Genomic DNA, 18539 nt, shown 5'->3' on the forward strand with positions numbered 1-18539 from the left:
ACCTGAAGAAAAAACCTAACCCCGTCTGGCATTCAGAAAGCGCGCGGGGTTGACCTGACGACCATCTTTCAACACTTCGTAATGCAAATGAACTCCGGTTGCACGACCGGTTCGCCCCATCAGGGCAATCTTCTGGCCCTCATCGACCAGGGTGCCCACATCCACCAGCAACTTGGAATTGTGGGCATAGCGGGTGACCAGACCATTGCCATGGTCAATCTCCACCATGTTGCCAAACTCCGGATGGCGCCCCGCCCAGCTGACAATCCCCTTGCCTGTCGCCAGGATGGGGGTGCCGGGCCTACCGCGGAAATCCACCCCTTTGTGCATTTTGGCGCGACCGTTGAACGGATCGACCCGCCCACCGAAACCGGAGGAGATCCAGACACGCTCCTGCTTGACTGGTGAGCCGGGGATGAAACCCGCATCGGTGATATGGTGGTTCATGATGAAGGATTCAAGTACCGACAGCTGTTCTTCGCGGCTGCTGAGCTGACGGCTGAGGTGTTCCATGGAATCTTGCAGTTCACCCAGGCTGACTTCCAGGTCTGCATCGTAGGAAGGGCCGCCCATCGGGGGCAGCTCCTTGAAGTTGAACTCCTCGGGATCGAGGTCCGCCTTCTCGGTCAGGCGCTCGCCGAGGGCGTTGAGGCGACCAAGTTGTCCCTGCATGGTGCCCACCTGGGCGGCCAGCATGGCAAGCTGTTCGCGGGCTTCATCGGCCCCTTGCGTGGATTTTTGCTGCTGCGCCAGGGTCAGCGCCACTTCCAGCGCCTCCATTTTCTGCTGCCAGCTCTGCCAGAGCCAGCCGCCCCCCAAGGCCAATACAGTGAAGAGAATACCGCCGACCCAGGCCAGACGTTGTTTGGGTAAGTGCAACCTGCGGCGCTGCTTACCGTGGAGGATCAGGGTAATACTCATAGAAATCTGTCTTCTCGGTCAGGTGAGGCCAAAGGCCTGCACGGGCAATAAAACCGGGAGATAATCGGTATTAAAGGATGGAATAAACAAATGACAGGACGTCGGTGCGGAGAGATGACCGACGTCCTGTTACACAGCTATCAGGCCAGAACCAGACCGTTGTCGTAGTAAGCGATAGGCGCTTTGTCGCCCTCACCCTCGAAGGTCACCAGTTCCCAGGCCTCCTGCTGGGCCAGCAGGGCACGCAGCAGCTTGTTGTTCAGGGCATGGCCCGTCTTGTAGGCACGGAATTCACCGATGATACTGCGATTGCACATGTACAGATCGCCGATGGCATCCAGCATCTTGTGCTTCACGAACTCGTCTTCGTAGCGCAGACCATCTTCGTTCAGCACCCGGTAGTCATCCAGCACCACGGCGTTTTCCAGGCTGCCGCCCAGTGCCAGGTTCTGGGAACGCAGGTACTCGATATCACGCATGAAGCCGAAGGTACGGGCACGGCTGATCTCTTTCACGAAGGAGCTGCCGGAGAAGTCCAGCACGCAACGCTGGTTGCGGCCTTCAAACACCGGATGCTGGAAATCGATCTCGAGATCCATCTTGAAGCCGTTGCGATAGGGGTGGAATTCCGCCCACTTGTCGCCGTCTTCAACCCGGATGCTCTGCTTGATCCGCACGAACTGCTTGGGCGCGTTCTGTTCACGAATACCCACTTCCTGCAGCAGATAGATGAACGGATGCGCACTGCCGTCCATTACCGGGATCTCGGGGGCATCAACCTCGACATAGAGGTTGTCGATGCCCATCCCGGCCAGAGCGGCAGACAGATGTTCGATGGTCGACACGCGAACACCGGCTTCGTTCACCAGAGCGGTACAAAGCACAGTATCACGCACCTGATCGGCGTTGGCTGGCAGCGCGACCACAGGATTCAGATCGGTACGCAAGTAAACGATCCCTGTGTTAACAGGCGCCGGACGGAACGTCATAGTGACTTTCCGGCCCGAATGCAGGCCCACACCGGTGGCCTGGACACTCGTTTTCAAGGTTCTTTGTCTAATCATGGGCGTATCCGCTTTAACAGCTCAAATTCCTGACCAGATGGTCGTTGCCGGGCCATCTTAGCACAATCCTTAAGCAACAAACAAACCAGAGCCATCAGAGGCTTAGTCTGCCTGCTTGCGCAGGAACGCAGGAATATCGAGATAATCCGGTTCGCGACGAGCTTGCGGCTCGGCGTTCACCACCTTGGCCGGGGCCTCTTCCATCACGCGAGACTGCAGGGCTTCGCTGATCAGGGGCTGACGGGCCGGACGCTCTTGAACCATGTTGTTCTTGACCAGAGTAATGTCGGGCTTGCGCTCGGCACCGATACCGGTCGCCACTACGGTAACGCGCAGTTCGTCGTGCATTTCCGGGTCGATTACGGTACCCACCACCACGGTGGCGTTCTCGGACGCGAAGGCCTTGACCGCGTTACCCACGGTCTCGAACTCTTCGATGGTCATGTCCATGCCGGCAGTGATGTTGACCAGGATGCCGCGGGCACCGGCCAGATCCACGTCTTCCAGCAGCGGGCTGGAGATGGCCTTCTCGGCCGCTTCTTCGGCACGGTCGTCACCGGAGGCTGAGCCGGTACCCATCATGGCTGTACCCATCTCGCGCATCACGGTCCGCACGTCCGCGAAGTCGACGTTGATGAGGCCCGGGCGGGTGATCAGTTCGGCGATGCCTTGCACCGCACCCAGCAGCACGTCGTTGGCCGCCTTGAAGGCGTCCAGCAAGGAGATGCCGCGACCCAGTACCTTCAGCAACTTGTCGTTGGGGATGGTGATCAGGGAGTCGACGTTCTTGGAGAGCTCTTCGATGCCGTGAGCGGCGAAGCCCATCCGCTTCTTCCCTTCGAAGGAGAACGGCTTGGTCACGACGGCAACGGTCAGGATACCCATCTCGCGGGCCACTTCGGCCACGATCGGTGCAGCACCTGTACCAGTACCACCACCCATGCCGGCAGCGATGAACACCATGTCGGAACCGGTCAGCAGCTCGCGCAGCGCTTCCCTGTCTTCCATGGCGGCGTCACGACCCACTTCCGGGTTGGCCCCGGCACCCAAACCCTTGGTGATGCCACCGCCGATCTGCAAGGTGGTATTGGCACTGGAGTTGCGCAGTGCCTGGGCGTCGGTGTTCACGGTGATGAACTCGACACCTTCGATGTTTTGACGAACCATGTGCTCGACTGCGTTGCCGCCGCCGCCACCCACACCTATCACCTTGATGACGGCTTCGTCAGTGTGGCTATCCATAAATTCAAACATGTTGTCTCTCCGCTTTATTTGCCTGACTCAGCAAAATCTTTAGAACTCGCCACGCAACCAGTTGCTGACCCGTTTGACCAGCCCACCTACGCTTGCCTTGGCGGCATATTCCTTGTTACTGCCGGTGGATTGGTTGGTGCGGCCGTACTGCAACAACCCGACCGCAGTCGAGTACACCGGTGCCTGTACGTAGTCACTCAATCCCCGGATATTCATGGGCTCGCCCACCCGGACCTGGCTCTGGAAGATCTGCTCTGCGCACTCCACAATGCCTTCGATCTGGGCCGCGCCACCGGTCAAGACCACACCGGCGGCCAGCTGATGCTTGACCCCCTGTGCCTTCAGTTCGCTCTGCACCCGCACCAGCTCGTCATTCACCATGGAGAGCAACTCGGTGTAACGGGGTTCAATCACTTCCGCCAGTGTCTGCCGTTGCAGGCTGCGCGCCGGGCGACCGCCGACACTGGGCACTTCGATATTGTCTTCCTTGCTGACCAGGCGGCCGAGGGCACAGCCATAGCGCACCTTGATCGCCTCCGCATCCAGCGGCGGCGTGCCGAAGGCATAGGCGATGTCGCTGGTCACCGTGCTGCCGGCATAGGGAATCACCTTGGTGTGGCGCAGGGCGCCGCCGGTAAAGAGCGACATGTCCATGGTGCCACCACCGATGTCCACCACGCAGACACCCAGCTCCTTCTCGTCTTCGGTCAGCACGGCGTAGCTGGAGGCCAGGGCGGAGAAGATCAGCTGATCCACCCGCAGACCCACCTTCTCCACACACTTCTCGATGTTGCGCGCCATGTCGTTGTGGCAGGTGATGAGATGCACCTTGGCTGCCATCCGCACGCCGGAGAGACCGACCGGGTTCTTGATCCCTTCCTGATAGTCGATGGCGAACTCCTGGGGCAGCACGTGCAGCACCCGGAGCTCGTCAGACAACCGCACCGACTTGGCGGTGTGGATGACGTTGTCCACATCCTCCTGGGTCACCTCTTCGTCGGAGATGGGCACCATGCCGGTCTCGTTGCGGCAATCGATGTGCTTGCCGGACAGCCCCAGATAGACGGAACTGATCTGGCAGTCTGCCATCATCTCGGCCTCTTCCACCGCGCGGCGCAGGGACTTGACCACGGAGTCGAGGTCATTGACCCCGCCCTTCTCCATCCCGCGAGAAGCGTGGCTGCCCATGCCGATGACATTGAGTTCGCCATCAGGCAATACTTCGCCAACCAGTACCGCCACCTTGGTCGTGCCGATATCCAGTCCGACAATCAAATTTCTATCTGCGGTGTTGGTCATTCACTTTCTCTTCGCTTTTCTTCCAGCCAACTGCCATCCCGGTGTCGTATCGAAGATCCACGTAAGCAACCCGCTCACGGGGCTCGATGACCGGAAAGGCATCGATAAACCGCTGCAGACGAAGCGCGATATCCGAGCGCCCCACAAACAGCTGAATGTTGCCATCCAGGGTTAGTTCCCAGGCATGGCGGGGGGTCAAATTCACCCCCAGCAACTTGTATCCCTTGCCCGCCAGCAGCGTTTCGTACTGATGGCTGGCTTCCAGCACCTTGGCGGCCTGATCATCGGGCCCGGACAACTGCATCAGGGGCTTCTTCACCCTGTCCGGGGCACTGAATACCTCACCCTTGGTGTTGACGAAGCGGTTACCGTTCCAGCGAGCCGCCACATCCTGTTCCGTGAGATAGACCTTGATCTTGTTCGGCCACTTCTTTCGTACCGAGACCTGGGCCACCCAGGGCAGAGCGTTCAGACGCGCCTGCAATTCGTTCACATCCAGCTCGAAGAAGTTGCGAAGTTCGGCACCATCCAGCACGGCAGCACGCAACTCATCGGCCTTCAAATATTCGTGTTGCCCCTGCAGCAACAGCTCGCTCATGGGCAACCGACTGGCATCCGTCAGCCAGTCTTTAACATCCAGCGCAGTCTGGTAGAGCCCCCACATGACCAGGATGAAAAATGCCACCCCGGCGATGAAGCCCCCCTTGGTGCGCCCTTGTGCCCTTGCCTCCACCCGATCGATCCCCGTAAAACGCGCCATGCCGGCCACTTGCAGACCGGTTCGCCATTATATAGGCCTCGGCTTGGCGGTCAAAATACTCATTGGGCCCTCAGGCACCGGATTTCATGCTATCCACGCTCAATTTCATCTCGCCGAGACGACGGGCCAGCGCACCGACGTTACCCGCCCCCTGGGTCAATACCAGATCCCCCTCGCCAATCAGGTCGGCCAGCACCGCGGGCACATCGTCCGGCGTTGCGACAAAGATGGGCTCCAGGGTGCCGCGGGAGCGGATGGAACGGCACAAGGCACGACCATCGGCACCGGGGATGGGCTCCTCACCGGCGGCATAGACCTCCAGCATCACCAGCACGTCCACCTTGGAGAGCACGTCTGCGAAATCTTCGTAGAGATCCCGGGTCCGGCTGTAGCGGTGCGGCTGGAACACCATCACCAGCCGCTTCTCGGGCCAGCCGGCACGAGCGGCGTTGATGGTTACCTTCACTTCGCTCGGGTGATGACCGTAATCGTCCACCAGCATGGCCTTGCCACGGCCGGTTTCGAACTCGCCATATTGCTGGAAGCGGCGCCCCACCCCTTCAAACTTGGAAAGTGCCTGGATGATGGCCTCGTCGCCGATGCCGTCTTCGGTTGCCACCGCGATGGCGGCGGCGGCGTTGAGGGCGTTGTGGATGCCCGGCAGATTCAGGGTCACCTCCAGCTCACCCGCCCCTGCACGGCGCACCCGGAAGCGGCTGCGATTGCTGGTCTGCACGAAGTCCAGCACCTGCACATCGGCATCATCGCTCAGACCGTAGGTGAGGGTAGGACGGGCGATCTCCGGCAGCATGCCGCGGATCACGGGGTCATCCACGCACACCACGGCCAGGCCGTAGAACGGCAGGTTGTGCAGGAAATCGATGAAGGTGGCCTTCAACCTGGAGAAATCGCCACCATAGGTGTCCATGTGATCCGCTTCGATGTTGGTCACGATGGAAACCATGGGTTGCAGATGCAGGAAGGAGGCGTCGCTCTCGTCCGCCTCGGCAATCAGATAACGGCTGCTGCCCAGGCGGGCATTGGTGCCGGCGCTGTTGAGCAGACCGCCGATGACGAAGGTGGGGTCGCGATCCGCCTCGGCATAGATGCTCGCCACCAGACTGGTGGTGGTGGTCTTGCCGTGGGTCCCGGCGATGGCGATGCCGTGACGGAAGCGCATCAGTTCCGCCAGCATTTCGGCGCGGCGCACCACGGGAATACGCAGCTCGCGTGCAGCCAGCAGCTCGGGGTTGTCCTGCTTGATGGCGGTGGAAACCACCACCACGCTGGCACCGTCCACATGCTCGGCACTGTGACCGACAAAGATGTGTGCGCCCAAAGAGGCCAGGCGTTCGGTCACCCCGTTGCGGGCCAGATCCGAGCCGGTCACCTGATACCCTTCATTGGCAAGCACTTCCGCAATACCGCCCATACCGGCGCCACCGATGCCGATGAAGTGGATGCGACGCACGCGGCGCATTTCGGGGATAACGGTACGCAGTTTTGCCAGTTCAACCTTGGTCATAGTTCTTTCTCAATTCGCGGCCACAGGCCATTTTCATTCGGCGACATTCATCAGTTCGAAGACAGAAGCGGGGCCTTGGCGGCACATCTTGGCCTTCCATCTCGTTTGGCTCAGCCGGTGGCGAGCCGTTTGCACTCATCGGCAACCCGTTCGGCGGCATCGATGATGGCGACCCGGCGCGCGGCCTGGGCCATGTTCAACAGGGTTTCCCTGCGCCCGGCGAGCCAGGAGAGGCGCGACGCCAGCGCCGCCGGCGTCAGCTCGGACTGGGGCAGGAACTCGGCCGCACCGCCGTCGACCAGGGTCAGGGCGTTGCGGGTCTGGTGATCGTCCACCGCATGGGGCAGGGGCACGAAGATGGCGGCCACACCGGCAGCGGCCACTTCGGAGACGGTCAATGCGCCGGCGCGGCACACCACCAGGTCAGCCCAGGCATAGGCATCCGCCATGTCCTTGATAAATTCACTCACCTCGGCCTCGACCCCCAGCCCGGCATAGGAGGCAGCCACGGCCTCCCCGTTGCCCTTGCCGCACTGGTGACGCACCTCGATGGGCACACCGGCAGCTGCAACCGCAGGAGGCACCTGCTCGTTGAGGACCCGGGCCCCCAGGCTGCCACCGACCACAAGCAGGCGCAGAGGATCGCTGCTGCTACGCAGTTGGGGATCCGGCAGCGCCACCACCTCGGGGCGCACCGGGTTGCCCACCACGGCGGTGCGGGCATTGGGGGCGAAGGCACCGGGGAAGGCCATCAGTACCCGCCTGGCAATACGGGCCAGCAGCTTGTTGGTCAGGCCGGCGGCGGCATTCTGCTCGTGAAGCAGTAGCGGAATGCCGGACAGCCAGGCGGCCACGCCACCCGGGCCGGAGGCGAAGCCCCCCATGCCCAGCACCACATCGGGCTGGATGGTCTTGAGCACCTGGCGGGCCTGCAGCACGGATTTGATGACACGGTAGGGCGCCGCGAGCAGACGCTTGATGCCGTTGCCACGCACCCCCTGGATGTCGATGAAGGAGATGGGATAACCATGGGCAGGCACCAGCTCCGCCTCCATCCGGTCGGCAGTGCCGAGCCAGTGGATGGTCCAGCCCTGGGCCTTGAGGCGATCGGCGACGGCCAGGCCGGGGAACACATGGCCCCCGGTACCACCCGCCATCACCAGTAACGTCTTGCTCACACAACCTCCCGCACGCGCGCCTGGGCACTCGCCTGGCGTAACTCGAAATCGATACGAATCAACATGCTCACCGCCACCATCATGATGATGAGACTGGAGCCGCCATAACTGACCAGCGGCAGGGTCAGCCCCTTGGTAGGCATCATGCCGCTGGCGGCACCGACGTTGACGAAAGTCTGGAAGCTGAACCAGATGCCGATGCCGATGGCCAGATAACCTTCATAGAGCCGCTCGGCCACCAGCGCCTGGTGACCCAGCTTGAGCGCCTTCACCGCCAGCGCAAAAATCAGGAAGAGTGCGCCAAGCACCCCCACGTAGCCCAGCTCTTCGCCCAGAATGGCGAACACGAAGTCGGTGTGGGCCTCCGGCAGGTACTCCATCTTCTGGATGGAGTTGCCGAGCCCCTCGCCAAACCAGCTCCCCCGACCAAAGGCCATCAGGGACTGGGTCAGCTGATAGCCGCTACCAAAGGGATCGGCCCAGGGGTCGAGGAAGGAGGTCACCCGCCGCATCCGGTAGGGCTCCGCGATGATCAGGGTCACAACGGCGCTCACACCCACCAGGATGAGACCGATGAACTGCACCAGCCGGGCACCGGCCAGGAACAGCATCCCGAGGGAGGTGACGAACATCACCACCACTGACCCGAGATCCGGCTGGGCCAGCAGCAGGATGGCCACCACGAACAGCACCGCCATGGGTTTCATGAAACCGATGAAGCGTTCGCGCACCTCGCTCTGGCGGCGCACCAGATAGCCTGCCAGATAGACGAACAGCGCCAGCTTGCCGAACTCGGCCGGCTGCAGGTTGAAGGGGCCCAGCGGCAGCCAGCGTACCGAGCCGTTGACGCTGCGCCCCACCAGCAACACCATCACCAGCAGCACGATGGCCAGCAGCAACATGGGGCCGTTGTAGTGCTGCCAGCGTGCCATGGGTACCTGCAACACGAACCAGGAGATACCCAGCGCCATCACCAGGAACATGCCGTGGCGCTTCACGAACATGAAGGGATCGTTGTTGATGGCGATCCCCTCAGGAATGGAAGCGGACGCCACTATTACCAGCCCGACGCCCATCAGGGCGAGTGCCAGCACCACCAGCTGCCGATCGTAGAGACCGGCGGGGCGCGCCGGTAGCAACCAGCGCTGCAAGAATCCCGCAACCACGCGCAGGGCGTTCATAAGCCCATCACCAGTTCGGTGAAGCGATCGCCGCGCGCTTCGAAGGATTTGAACTGATCCAGGCTCGCGCAGGCCGGGGCCAGCAGCACCCAGTCTCCGGGCCTGGCGTCGGCCGCCGCCTTGGCGACAGCAGCGTCAAGATCGGCAACCCGCTCGGTCTGTTCGCCCAGGGCCAGCAGCACCTCGGCATCCTGACCAAAGCAGTACATGTGATCGATCTGGCTGCCGAGCAGGGCCTGCACCGGGCCGAAGTCCTGCCCCTTGCCCTGGCCACCGGCCAGCAGCAGCAGGCGGCCCTTGACCGCTTCACGCACCCCGGCCACGGCGGCCAGGGTCGCCCCCACGTTGGTGGCCTTGGAGTCGTTGATCCAGCGCACCCCATTTACCTCCCGCACGAAGCGGGCACGGTGAGGCAGGCCTTCAAAGCGGCGCAGCACGGCAAGTTGTGCCTCGCGGGGAATGCCCACCGCATCACACAGGGCCATGGCCGCCAGGGCATTGGCCTGGTTGTGGGCACCCACTATCTTCATCTCGTCCACCGCCAGGAGCGGCTCGCCGTGCAAGGTCAGCCAGTGACGGCCCTCCAGCTCGCAGCGACCGTAGCCGTTGCAGTCGAGGCCGAAACTCTGCCACACCTGCCCCACATCGGGCAGGGTCTGGGGATCGTCGCGATTGATCAGGATGTGCTGGGAGTGCTGATGGATCTCCATCTTGGCGGCGCGGTAATCCGCCATGCCGGCATAGCGATCCATATGATCTTCACTGAGGTTCAAGACCACGGAGGCGGCGGCCCGCAGGCTGTAGGTGGTCTCGAGCTGGAAGCTGGAGAGTTCCAGCACGCAGAGATCCATGGGCTGCTTGAGGAGCGACAGCGCCGGGGTGCCGATATTGCCCCCCACACCGACCTTGAGTCCCGCCTCGGCGATCATCTCACCCACTAGCGTGGTGACCGTGCTCTTGCCGTTGGAGCCGGTGATGGCGATGACGGGCGTCTGGGTTTCACGCACGAACAGTTCGATGTCACCGACGATGCGCACTCCGAACTCGGCGGCGGCCTTCAACTCCGGAGTCGCCAGGGCGATGCCCGGGCTCGCCACTATCATGTGCGCCTGCTTGAGCCGCTCAGCGTCCAACCCGTGGATGAGCTCCACCTCGGGGGGAAGCTCGTCCTTGCCCGGCGGATTGGCACGGGTGTCCATCACCAGCGGCGTGACGCCGCGGTCGAGGAAGTAATCGACGCAGGAGAGTCCGGTTTTGCCGAGTCCGATGATGATGACCATGGCTTACCTCACCTTCAGGGTGGCGAGGCCAAGCAGCACCAGCATGAGGGTGATGATCCAGAAGCGCACGATGACGCGCGGCTCCGGCCAGCCCTTCTTCTCATAGTGGTGATGGATGGGGGCCATGCGGAAGATCCGCACGCCGCGCAGTTTGTAGGATCCGACCTGCAGGATCACCGAGACGGTCTCCATCACGAAGACGCCCCCCATGATCACCAGCAGGAACTCCTGGCGCACCAGCACCGCGATGGTACCGAGCGCGCCGCCCAGGGCCAGGGAACCCACGTCCCCCATGAAGACCTGGGCCGGGTAGGTGTTGAACCAGAGGAAGCCCAGGCCCGCGCCCACGATGGCGGTACAGACGATCACCAGTTCGGAGGTGTAGGGCACGTAGGGAATGTGCAGGTAGTTCGCGAAGTTGACGTTGCCGGTCGCCCAGGCGATCAGGGCGAAGCCCCCCGCCACCATCACGGTGGGCATGATGGCGAGGCCATCCAGGCCATCGGTCAGGTTGACCGCGTTGGAGGTACCGACGATGACGAAGTAGGTCAGCAGGATGAACATCAGGCCGAGCTGGGGCATCACATCCTTGAGGAAGGGGACCACCAGCTGGGTCTGGCCATCGTGGGTGGCCGTGGCGTAGAGGAAGACCGCCACACCCAGCGCGACCGCGGACTGCCAGAAGTACTTCCAGCGGGCGATGAGGCCGTCGGTGTTCTTGCGCACCACCTTGAGATAGTCATCGGCAAAACCGATGGCGCCATAGGCCCCCAGCACGAACAGCACCAGCCAGACATAGGGGTTGTCGAGGCGGCACCAGAGCAGCACAGAAGTGAAGATGGCGGCAATGATCATCAGGCCGCCCATGGTCGGGGTGCCCTTCTTGCTGAGGTGGGATTCGGGACCGTCGTTGCGGATCACCTGGCCGAACTTCATGATCTGCAGGCGACGGATGAGGCGCGGCCCCATCCAGAGCGCCACCACCAGACCGGTGATGATCGACAGGATGGCGCGAAACGTCAGGTAGGAGAAGACGTTGAAGAAGGTGAAGTGCGGGGTGAGCAGTTCCGCCAGCCAGACTAGCATGTGGCTGACTCCTGATGGCCCTTGACCATCTCGACGATATCTTCCATGCGGGAGCCACGGGCGCCCTTGACCAGAATCGAAATTTCCTGATGTGTCTTTATCATTTGCGCAAGCACTTCAAACAACGACGCCTTGTTATCGAAATGTCGGCCAGCCGCGGCATCTGCGGTGTGGCGACTCTGTTCCCCTACGGTCAGCACGGCATCGAGGCCCTGCTCACGGGCGTGGTGTCCGACCCGGGCATGCTGCGCGGCGGACTCCTCACCCAACTCTTTCATGTCACCGAATACCAGCACCTTGTAGCCGTTCATGGCGGTCAGGGCATCGATACCCGCCAGCACGGACTCCACGCTGGCGTTGTAGGTGTCATCCACCAGGGTGAGGCCACCCCAGCGTTGTACGCAGAAACGGCCCTTGACCGGCGCCATCTGCTCCAGCCCCGCCTTGACGGACGCAAGCGATGCGCCCAGGGCCAGGGTCCCGGCGGCAGCAGCCAGGGCGTTGGCCACGTTGTGGCGACCCGGAATGGCCAGGGTCAGGTTCACCTCTCCCTGGGGCGTCACCATCACGAACCCGGCACAACCCTGCTCGTTGAGCACGATGTCGCGGGCGTGGAATGGCTGACGCCGATCCTCGAGGGAGAAGACGCAGTGGATGCCCTTTTCACGCCACTTCGGCCAGAACTCGTTGTCGGCATTGACGATGGCGGTGCCGCCCTCGCCTAACCCTTCGAAGATTTCGCTCTTGGCATGGAACACCCCTTCCAGGGAGCCAAAGCCTTCCAGGTGCGCGGCAGCGACATTGTTGATGATGGCGGCGTCGGGTCTGGCGAGCGACGTGGTCCAGGCGATCTCGCCCAGGTGGTTGGCTCCCAGCTCCATCACCGCGAACTGGTGTTGCGGCTCGAGGCGCAGCAGGGTCAGCGGCACCCCCACCTCGTTGTTGAAGTTGCCGGCGGTGGCCAGCACCTCCCCTTCACAGCGCAGGATGGCCGTCGCCATCTCCTTCACCGTGGTTTTGCCACAGCTGCCGGTGATGGCGAGCACTTTCGGATTGATGCGCTCGCGCACCAGCCTGCCCAGACGCCCAAGCGCCTTGAGGGTGTCGCCCACCACCAGTTGTGGAATGGCCAGCGGCAATTCGCGCTCCACCAGCAGGGCACTGGCGCCGGCGGCAACCGCCTGGTCGCAGAAATCGTGGGCGTCGAAACGCTCGCCGCGCAGGGCCACGAACAGCGCGCCTGCGCCCAGGGTACGGGTGTCGGTGCTGACCGCCGTGATCTCATGGTCGCCCCCGATCAGACGGGCATCGAGCACCTGCGCCAGGTCGGCAAGCCTGAGGGTCATCATTTGAATGACTCCATTAATGTGTGCAAGGCGGCTGCGACGGTTTCCCGATCGCTGTAGTGCCGCTTGTCGGTTCCAATGATCTGATAATCCTCGTGGCCTTTGCCGGCCACCAGGATGATGTCCTCTTTGCTCGCTTGACTCAGTGCCAGCTGGATTGCCTTGGTCCTGTCGTGCTCAATCTGCACGGCGCCGGGATCGCGAAGACCCGCCACCATGTCGGCCATGATCCGGGCCGGCTCCTCGGTACGGGGATTGTCGTCGGTCAGGATCACGCAGTCCGCATGCAGCTCCGCCATGGCAGCCATCATGGGACGCTTGCCGCGATCCCTGTCGCCGCCGCATCCCACCAGGCACCAGAGCCGGCCGTGACAGTGCACCCGCAGGGCCTGCAATGCCTTCTCCAGCGCATCCGGGGTGTGGGCGTAATCGACCACGGCGAGCGGCGCATCGCCACCGCCGAAGCACTCCATGCGACCGGTCACCGGTTGCAGTCTGGGGGCCGTCGCCAGCAGGTCATCGAAGTCGTAGCCGAGCACCAGCATGGCGCCCATGGCGCCCAGCACGTTGCTGACGTTGAAGCGGCCGAGCAAGGGGGCGGATAATACACCATTCCCCCAGCTGGAGTTAATGCGCGTATCAAAACCTTGTTGGTGGAAATGGGGATCCTGCGCCGTCAGTTGTCGTCCAGCATGGTTTTCAATCGGACCATGAACCCCGAAGGCCACCGCACCGGGATAGGTCGCCAGCCATTGCCGTCCCAGATGGTCATCGGCGTTGATGACGGCGCAAGGCTCATCCACCAGCTTCAGCAGCTCCTCCTTGGCGGCGGCATAGGCCTCCATGGTGCCGTGATAGTCCAGATGATCCCGGCTCAGGTTGGTGAAGACTGCCGCGGCAAACGGCAGGGCCGCCACGCGATGCTGCACCAGACCGTGGCTGGAGACCTCCATCGCCACCAGATCGGCCCCCTGCTGCTGCAAGGCGGCCAGATTGGCCTGCACCTGGACCGCGCTGCCCGTGGTGTTCTCTGCTTCGATGAGCTCGCCGAACAGACCGTTGCCTATGGTGCCCATGACCCCGGCCTTGCCCCCCAGCAGGGTGCGCCAGTTGGCCACCAGCAGGGCCGTGGTGCTTTTGCCGTTGGTGCCCGTGATGCCCACCAGTTGCAGCTTTTGCGCAGGGTGACCGTAGAAATGACCGGCCAGCTCGGAGAGACGAGCGGGAAGATCCCTCATGCCGATGCAGGGGATCTGGGTCGCCGGAGGGACGAATTCTCCGTCCTTCTCAAACAGCACGGCGGTCGCTCCCTGAGCCACCGCCTGTTCGATGAAGCGCCTGCCATCCACCTGATGGCCACGAATCGCCACGAAGAGCGAGCCGGGACCGACCCGCCGGCTGTCGAGCTGGAGATCGGTGAGGGAAAGCGCCGGTGCATCGATGCCGAAGCGGCTCATCAGTTGATCAAGTGTGCGGGGCGGCATGGGAAGCCTCCGAAAATGCGGGAATGCGGGCGCTCGTACACGCCATGGAAAACGCCCCGACAGCAGCGGGGCCGATGGAAAAAACCGGATGCCCGTCAAGTACGCGGTGCGCCATTGTTGGCCTCCGTGCGGGCAAGCTTGGCGGGTACCTCGGGCGGGATCGCATCGGGACGGATGTTGAAGAGCTGCAACACGCCTCCCATGGCCTCCGCAAAGGGCGGGGTCGCCACGGCACCGCCGTAGTAGGCATCCCCCTTGGGCTCGTTGATCACCACCACCATGACGAAACGGGGATTGCTGGCCGGCGCGAAACCGGCAAACCAGGCCATGTAGTCCTTGCCATAGCCCCCAGCCACGGCCACCTTGGCGGTACCACTCTTGCCACCGACCCGATAACCGGGGATCTGGGCCTTGGGAATGGCATTGCTGACCACGTACTCCAGCGCCTGCAACATGGCGGCGGCGTTGTTGTGATCGATGACCTGCTCACCCTTGGGCGGCTTGGTCACCTTGATGATGGAGAGCGGTACCCGCTTGCCCTTGTTGGCCAAGGTGGCGTAGGCGGAGGCCAGCTGCAGCGGGGTCACTCGCAGACCATAACCGAACGACAGGGTGGCTCGCTCGATGTCGGACCAGCGGCGACGCTGGGGCAGCATGCCGCTGCTCTCCCCCATCAGGCCGCTGCCGGTGTCCATGCCAAAGCCTACCATGCTCAGGGTGTTGATCATCTCCTGGGCCGGCATCCGCAGCGCGATGCGCGACATGCCGATGTTGGAGGAGTAACGCAGGATGTCATACAGGTTGGTCGCCTTGTGGATACTCACGTCACGGATCTGCTTGGCCCCGATGAAGAGTGGGCCGCCCGGGATGAAGTCCTTCCAGCTCGTGACACCGGCTTGCAAGGCACTAAGCAAAATCAATGGCTTGACCGTGGAACCCGGCTCATAGGTATCGGTCACCACCCGGTTTCGCACCCGGAAACTCTGGTACTGGCCGCGGTTGTTCGGGTTGTAGGAGGGGGTGTTCACCATGGCGAGAACCTCGCCGGTCTTCACATCCAGCATCACCATGGAGCCGGAGGTGGCCTTGTTCTCGTCGGTAGCCCGTTTGAGGGCGCGATAGGCCAGCGCCTGCACCCGCTGATCGATGCTCAGTTGCAGATCGTTGGCGTGCTTGCCCTCTTTCACCAGGCCCAGGCGCTCGATGACGCGGCCCTGCCTGTCCTTGCGCACCCGCATCTCGCCAGGGGTTGCGGTCAGCCACTCGTTGTAGCTGCGCTCAATCCCCTCGATGCCGCTGCCATCGATGTTGGTCACCCCCACCAGGTGGGAGCTTATCTCGCCGGTCGGGTAGAAACGGCGCGCCTCGGGGCGCAGATAGATGCCCCCCAGCTTCAACCCCTTGATGTACTCGGCCACCGCAGGCGTCACCTGCCGCTGCAGATAGACGAAGCGCTTGCTCGGGTTGGCGATGCGATGCTTGAGGGTGTTGATGTCGAGCTTGAGCACGGCGGAGAGTGCCAGCCAGGCACGCTCGTTGTGGATGGCACCGGACTCGTGCACCGTCTTGGGATCAGCCCAGACCGCTTCGACCGGCACGGATACCGCCAACTGTTCGCCATTGCGGTCCGTGATCATGCCGCGCACCGCCTGGGTGGAGGTGGTGCGCAGGGAGCGCATGTCCCCCTCCTGGCGCAGTCTGTCCGGATCGATCACCTGGATCCAGGCCAGCCGCAGGATCAGCCCCGCAAACGCGATGCCGATGAAGAAAACCAGGGTACGAAAGCGCCACGGGTAGAGTGAGGGTGCTTTCGCCTTGGCTTTGTCCTTTGCCGGAGCCTTGGTGGCGGCCTTGCGTGTCATGGTTGTGTAATTACCTTTTCAGTGGTCACCAGGGGACGAGCCATCTGCAACTTGTCCATGGCCAGACTCGCCACCCGGGAGTGCTCAGCCAGTGTGCCCTGTTCCAGCAAGAGGTGGCGCCACTCGATGTTGAGCCTGTCCTCCTCCGCCATCAGATCGTTCTGCTTGGCCGTCAGACCCCGGGTCATGTTGGTCACCAGGATCACCGCAAAGGCGGTGACCAGCACGGCGACGGTCAACAGGACCTGCAACTTGTGGCGCCAGAGATCCGCAACGATCTCCCTGGCGAGGTGAACGCGCACGTCGCTCATCGTTTACTCCGCAAGACGCTCTGCGACCCGCAGCACCGAACTGCGGGACCGGGTGTTTTCATTGACCTCGTGGTCGGAAGGCTTGAGCGCCTTGCCGATCGACTTCAGCTTGCGACCACCGGCAAGCTGGGCTTCAGTCAGGGGGATGCCGTGGGGTACTTCAGGACCTTTCTCGTGCTTGCGAATGAAATGTTTCACCAGCCGATCTTCCAGAGAGTGGAAGCTGATGACGGAGAGACGGCCGTGAGGAGCCAGCACGTCCAGCGCGCCGTTGAGGGCGATTTCGATCTCGTCCAGCTCGCTGTTGATATAGATGCGGATGGCCTGGAAGCTGCGGGTCGCCGCGTGCTTGCCCTTCTCCTTGCTCGGGTTGACCCGGGCAATCATCTCCGCCAGATGGCGGGTGCGCACATAGGGCTCTGTCACCCGATCGTGCACGATGGCGCGAGCAATCTTCTTGGCGAAGCGCTCCTCACCGAAGGTTTTCAGCACCCAGGCGATGTCGTCCACATCGGCACGGGCCAGCCACTCGGCGGCGCTCTGACCGGAGGTGGGATCCATCCTCATGTCGAGCGGGCCGTCCTTCATGAAGCTGAAGCCACGTTCGGCATCGTCAAGCTGGGGGGAGGAGACACCGAGATCCAGCAGGAAGCCATCGACCTTGCCCAGCAGGCCGCGCTCGGTCAGATAGCGGGTGATGCCGGAGAAGGGACCGTGCACGATCTCGAAACGGGGATCCTGGATCTTGGCCGCCTCGGCAATGGCCTGGGGATCCCGGTCGATGGCGATCAGACGGCCGTTCGGGCCCAGATGCTGGAGAATGAGACGAGAGTGACCACCCCGGCCAAAGGTACCGTCGACGTAGATACCGTCCGGCTTGATGGCCAGCCCTTCGACGGCTTCGTGCAACAGCACTGTGATATGTTCAGCGGCTTGGGTCATTTATAAAGAAAAATCCTGTAGTCGTGGTGAACTTGCCCAGTCGTCCTCGGGCAGGCCCAGGATGTCGTCGTTGATCTGTTGTTGCCAGCGGGCTTCATCCCACAGCTCGAATTTGTTGAGCTGGCCCACCAGCATGACTTTCTTGTCCAGCCCGGCATGGCTGCGCAGCGGTTGGCTGAGCAGCAGACGGCCATTGCCATCCAGTTCGCATTCGGCCGCGTGGCCGAGCAGCAGACGCTGCAGGCGGCGTTCCGCCGGGTTGGTGCTGGAAAGGGTCTTCAGCTTGCGCTCCACCTCTTCCCATTCATTCAGGGGATAAAGCAGCAGACAGGGATGGGCGATGTCGATGGTGCAGACCAGCTGGCCGTCGCATTCGTCGCGCAGCCAATCACGAAATTTGGTCGGAATCGCCAACCGCCCCTTGCTGTCCAGGCTGATGGCGTGAGCGCCACGCAACAAATTGCAGTCCCCGAAAGGTGAGTTATAGGGGCTAGATGCCCAATAAAACCACTTTGATCCACTTTTCTCCACCATGAAGTTTAAGGACGAGCAAGGGGCTTTTCAAGCAAGGATCTCGGGCATGGGGAACATATTGACGCAGCGTGATGGGACTACCGATTAAATGAATTGATTTTCCACAAGTTATTCATGGGAGAATTAAATCATACCGGCGAAGTGTGCCTCGTAATTAATCGATTTCACGGGGAAATGATGAAACGGAACAGCACGACGGCGCACAGGATAATGCTGACGCCCACCACGGGATAGATGATATAGCCATCCCCTACCCGACGGGCTCGCAGCACCACCAGCTGGCAGAGCAGCAGGTTATAGACGATGAGAAGAAAAGTCAGCAGTAGATTGGCGCCCAATGTCAGCTCGTCGGCATACATGATATAGAGCCACATCAAACCAAAATTAACGAGGATCAGATAAAGCAGAAATTTCTGAATCGCCCTGCCCGCCTTTGGGGTCTTTTTTACTCGTGTTATCATGCTTATCACGTCCTGGATACCACATGAACAGTCGACAGATATTGTCAAAAA

Annotated in this window: 17 protein-coding genes; all 17 read right to left on the minus strand. The window is 62.0% G+C overall.

The window, feature by feature from the left end; genetic code table 11:
• Nucleotides 1–15: 15 nt before the first annotated feature.
• A complete protein-coding gene (locus tag C3F36_RS07820) occupies nucleotides 16–921 on the minus strand; it encodes a M23 family metallopeptidase (protein WP_039040495.1) in 906 nt (301 codons plus the stop codon).
• A 140-nt stretch (nucleotides 922–1061) separates the two neighbouring features.
• Nucleotides 1062–1985: a UDP-3-O-acyl-N-acetylglucosamine deacetylase gene (lpxC, locus tag C3F36_RS07825; RefSeq protein ID WP_010675831.1), complete on the minus strand. Its 924-nt coding sequence runs from the start codon at nucleotides 1983–1985 to the stop codon at nucleotides 1062–1064.
• Nucleotides 1986–2087: 102 nt separating this feature from the next.
• A complete protein-coding gene (gene ftsZ / locus C3F36_RS07830) occupies nucleotides 2088–3239 on the minus strand; it encodes a cell division protein FtsZ (protein WP_005305686.1) in 1152 nt (383 codons plus the stop codon).
• A gap of 39 nt (nucleotides 3240–3278) precedes the next feature.
• Nucleotides 3279–4538 carry a cell division protein FtsA gene (ftsA, locus tag C3F36_RS07835; RefSeq protein WP_010675832.1) on the minus strand — a complete coding sequence of 420 codons (1260 nt, stop codon included), beginning with the start codon at nucleotides 4536–4538 and terminating at the stop codon, nucleotides 3279–3281.
• The gene (locus tag C3F36_RS07840) at nucleotides 4519–5271 is read right to left on the minus strand and encodes a cell division protein FtsQ/DivIB (protein ID WP_199769710.1); all 753 of its coding nucleotides are present in this window, start codon (nucleotides 5269–5271) and stop codon (nucleotides 4519–4521) included. The genes ftsA and C3F36_RS07840 overlap by 20 nt, the downstream gene beginning before the upstream one ends.
• Nucleotides 5272–5368: 97 nt before the next feature.
• Entirely contained in the window at nucleotides 5369–6823 is a 1455-nt protein-coding gene (gene murC, locus C3F36_RS07845) for a UDP-N-acetylmuramate--L-alanine ligase (protein ID WP_041211792.1), read from the minus strand.
• A gap of 110 nt (nucleotides 6824–6933) precedes the next feature.
• On the minus strand, nucleotides 6934–8001 hold the full coding sequence (gene murG, locus C3F36_RS07850; protein WP_010675835.1) for an undecaprenyldiphospho-muramoylpentapeptide beta-N-acetylglucosaminyltransferase: 1068 nt from the start codon (nucleotides 7999–8001) through the stop codon (nucleotides 6934–6936).
• Nucleotides 7998–9182, minus strand: a complete 1185-nt coding sequence (gene ftsW / locus C3F36_RS07855; protein WP_042015093.1) for a cell division protein FtsW — start codon at nucleotides 9180–9182, stop codon at nucleotides 7998–8000. The genes murG and ftsW overlap by 4 nt, the downstream gene beginning before the upstream one ends.
• The gene (murD, locus tag C3F36_RS07860; RefSeq protein ID WP_042015091.1) at nucleotides 9179–10462 is read right to left on the minus strand and encodes a UDP-N-acetylmuramoyl-L-alanine--D-glutamate ligase; all 1284 of its coding nucleotides are present in this window, start codon (nucleotides 10460–10462) and stop codon (nucleotides 9179–9181) included. Before murD ends, ftsW begins: the two co-directional genes overlap by 4 nt.
• Nucleotides 10463–10465: 3 nt before the next feature.
• The gene (mraY, locus tag C3F36_RS07865; RefSeq protein WP_010675838.1) at nucleotides 10466–11548 is read right to left on the minus strand and encodes a phospho-N-acetylmuramoyl-pentapeptide-transferase; all 1083 of its coding nucleotides are present in this window, start codon (nucleotides 11546–11548) and stop codon (nucleotides 10466–10468) included.
• Entirely contained in the window at nucleotides 11542–12897 is a 1356-nt protein-coding gene (gene murF, locus C3F36_RS07870) for a UDP-N-acetylmuramoyl-tripeptide--D-alanyl-D-alanine ligase (protein WP_104454851.1), read from the minus strand. The genes mraY and murF overlap by 7 nt, the downstream gene beginning before the upstream one ends.
• A complete protein-coding gene (gene murE / locus C3F36_RS07875; protein ID WP_104454852.1) occupies nucleotides 12894–14378 on the minus strand; it encodes a UDP-N-acetylmuramoyl-L-alanyl-D-glutamate--2,6-diaminopimelate ligase in 1485 nt (494 codons plus the stop codon). Before murE ends, murF begins: the two co-directional genes overlap by 4 nt.
• Before the next feature lie 95 nt (nucleotides 14379–14473).
• A complete protein-coding gene (locus C3F36_RS07880) occupies nucleotides 14474–16240 on the minus strand; it encodes a peptidoglycan glycosyltransferase FtsI (RefSeq protein ID WP_010675841.1) in 1767 nt (588 codons plus the stop codon).
• A complete protein-coding gene (gene ftsL, locus C3F36_RS07885; protein WP_010675842.1) occupies nucleotides 16237–16551 on the minus strand; it encodes a cell division protein FtsL in 315 nt (104 codons plus the stop codon). The genes C3F36_RS07880 and ftsL overlap by 4 nt, the downstream gene beginning before the upstream one ends.
• A gap of 3 nt (nucleotides 16552–16554) precedes the next feature.
• Nucleotides 16555–17493, minus strand: coding sequence for a 16S rRNA (cytosine(1402)-N(4))-methyltransferase RsmH (gene rsmH, locus C3F36_RS07890; protein WP_104454853.1), 939 nt, complete (start codon nucleotides 17491–17493; stop codon nucleotides 16555–16557).
• Nucleotides 17494–17952 carry a division/cell wall cluster transcriptional repressor MraZ gene (mraZ, locus tag C3F36_RS07895; RefSeq protein ID WP_039040489.1) on the minus strand — a complete coding sequence of 153 codons (459 nt, stop codon included), beginning with the start codon at nucleotides 17950–17952 and terminating at the stop codon, nucleotides 17494–17496.
• Nucleotides 17953–18191: 239 nt separating this feature from the next.
• Nucleotides 18192–18488: a hypothetical protein gene (locus C3F36_RS07900; RefSeq protein ID WP_041211797.1), complete on the minus strand. Its 297-nt coding sequence runs from the start codon at nucleotides 18486–18488 to the stop codon at nucleotides 18192–18194.
• Nucleotides 18489–18539: the final 51 nt, after the last annotated feature.

It is taken from the genome of Aeromonas sp. ASNIH2 (assembly GCF_002934795.1).
In the GTDB taxonomy this organism is placed as follows: domain Bacteria; phylum Pseudomonadota; class Gammaproteobacteria; order Enterobacterales; family Aeromonadaceae; genus Aeromonas; species Aeromonas caviae.

Excerpts from the sequence above, each read along its gene's own strand:
- C3F36_RS07820 (WP_039040495.1), bottom strand. The coding sequence starts at position 921 with ATGAGTATTACCCTGATCCTCCACGGTAAGCAGCGCCGCAGGTTGCAC.
- lpxC (WP_010675831.1), bottom strand. The coding sequence starts at position 1,985 with ATGATTAGACAAAGAACCTTGAAAACGAGTGTCCAGGCCACCGGTGTG.
- ftsZ (WP_005305686.1), bottom strand. The coding sequence starts at position 3,239 with ATGTTTGAATTTATGGATAGCCACACTGACGAAGCCGTCATCAAGGTG.
- ftsA (WP_010675832.1), bottom strand. The coding sequence starts at position 4,538 with ATGACCAACACCGCAGATAGAAATTTGATTGTCGGACTGGATATCGGC.
- murC (WP_041211792.1), bottom strand. The coding sequence starts at position 6,823 with ATGACCAAGGTTGAACTGGCAAAACTGCGTACCGTTATCCCCGAAATG.
- ftsW (WP_042015093.1), bottom strand. The coding sequence starts at position 9,182 with ATGAACGCCCTGCGCGTGGTTGCGGGATTCTTGCAGCGCTGGTTGCTA.
- murD (WP_042015091.1), bottom strand. The coding sequence starts at position 10,462 with ATGGTCATCATCATCGGACTCGGCAAAACCGGACTCTCCTGCGTCGAT.
- mraY (WP_010675838.1), bottom strand. The coding sequence starts at position 11,548 with ATGCTAGTCTGGCTGGCGGAACTGCTCACCCCGCACTTCACCTTCTTC.
- murF (WP_104454851.1), bottom strand. The coding sequence starts at position 12,897 with ATGATGACCCTCAGGCTTGCCGACCTGGCGCAGGTGCTCGATGCCCGT.
- murE (WP_104454852.1), bottom strand. The coding sequence starts at position 14,378 with ATGCCGCCCCGCACACTTGATCAACTGATGAGCCGCTTCGGCATCGAT.
- C3F36_RS07880 (WP_010675841.1), bottom strand. The coding sequence starts at position 16,240 with ATGACACGCAAGGCCGCCACCAAGGCTCCGGCAAAGGACAAAGCCAAG.
- ftsL (WP_010675842.1), bottom strand. The coding sequence starts at position 16,551 with ATGAGCGACGTGCGCGTTCACCTCGCCAGGGAGATCGTTGCGGATCTC.
- rsmH (WP_104454853.1), bottom strand. The coding sequence starts at position 17,493 with ATGACCCAAGCCGCTGAACATATCACAGTGCTGTTGCACGAAGCCGTC.
- C3F36_RS07900 (WP_041211797.1), bottom strand. The coding sequence starts at position 18,488 with ATGATAACACGAGTAAAAAAGACCCCAAAGGCGGGCAGGGCGATTCAG.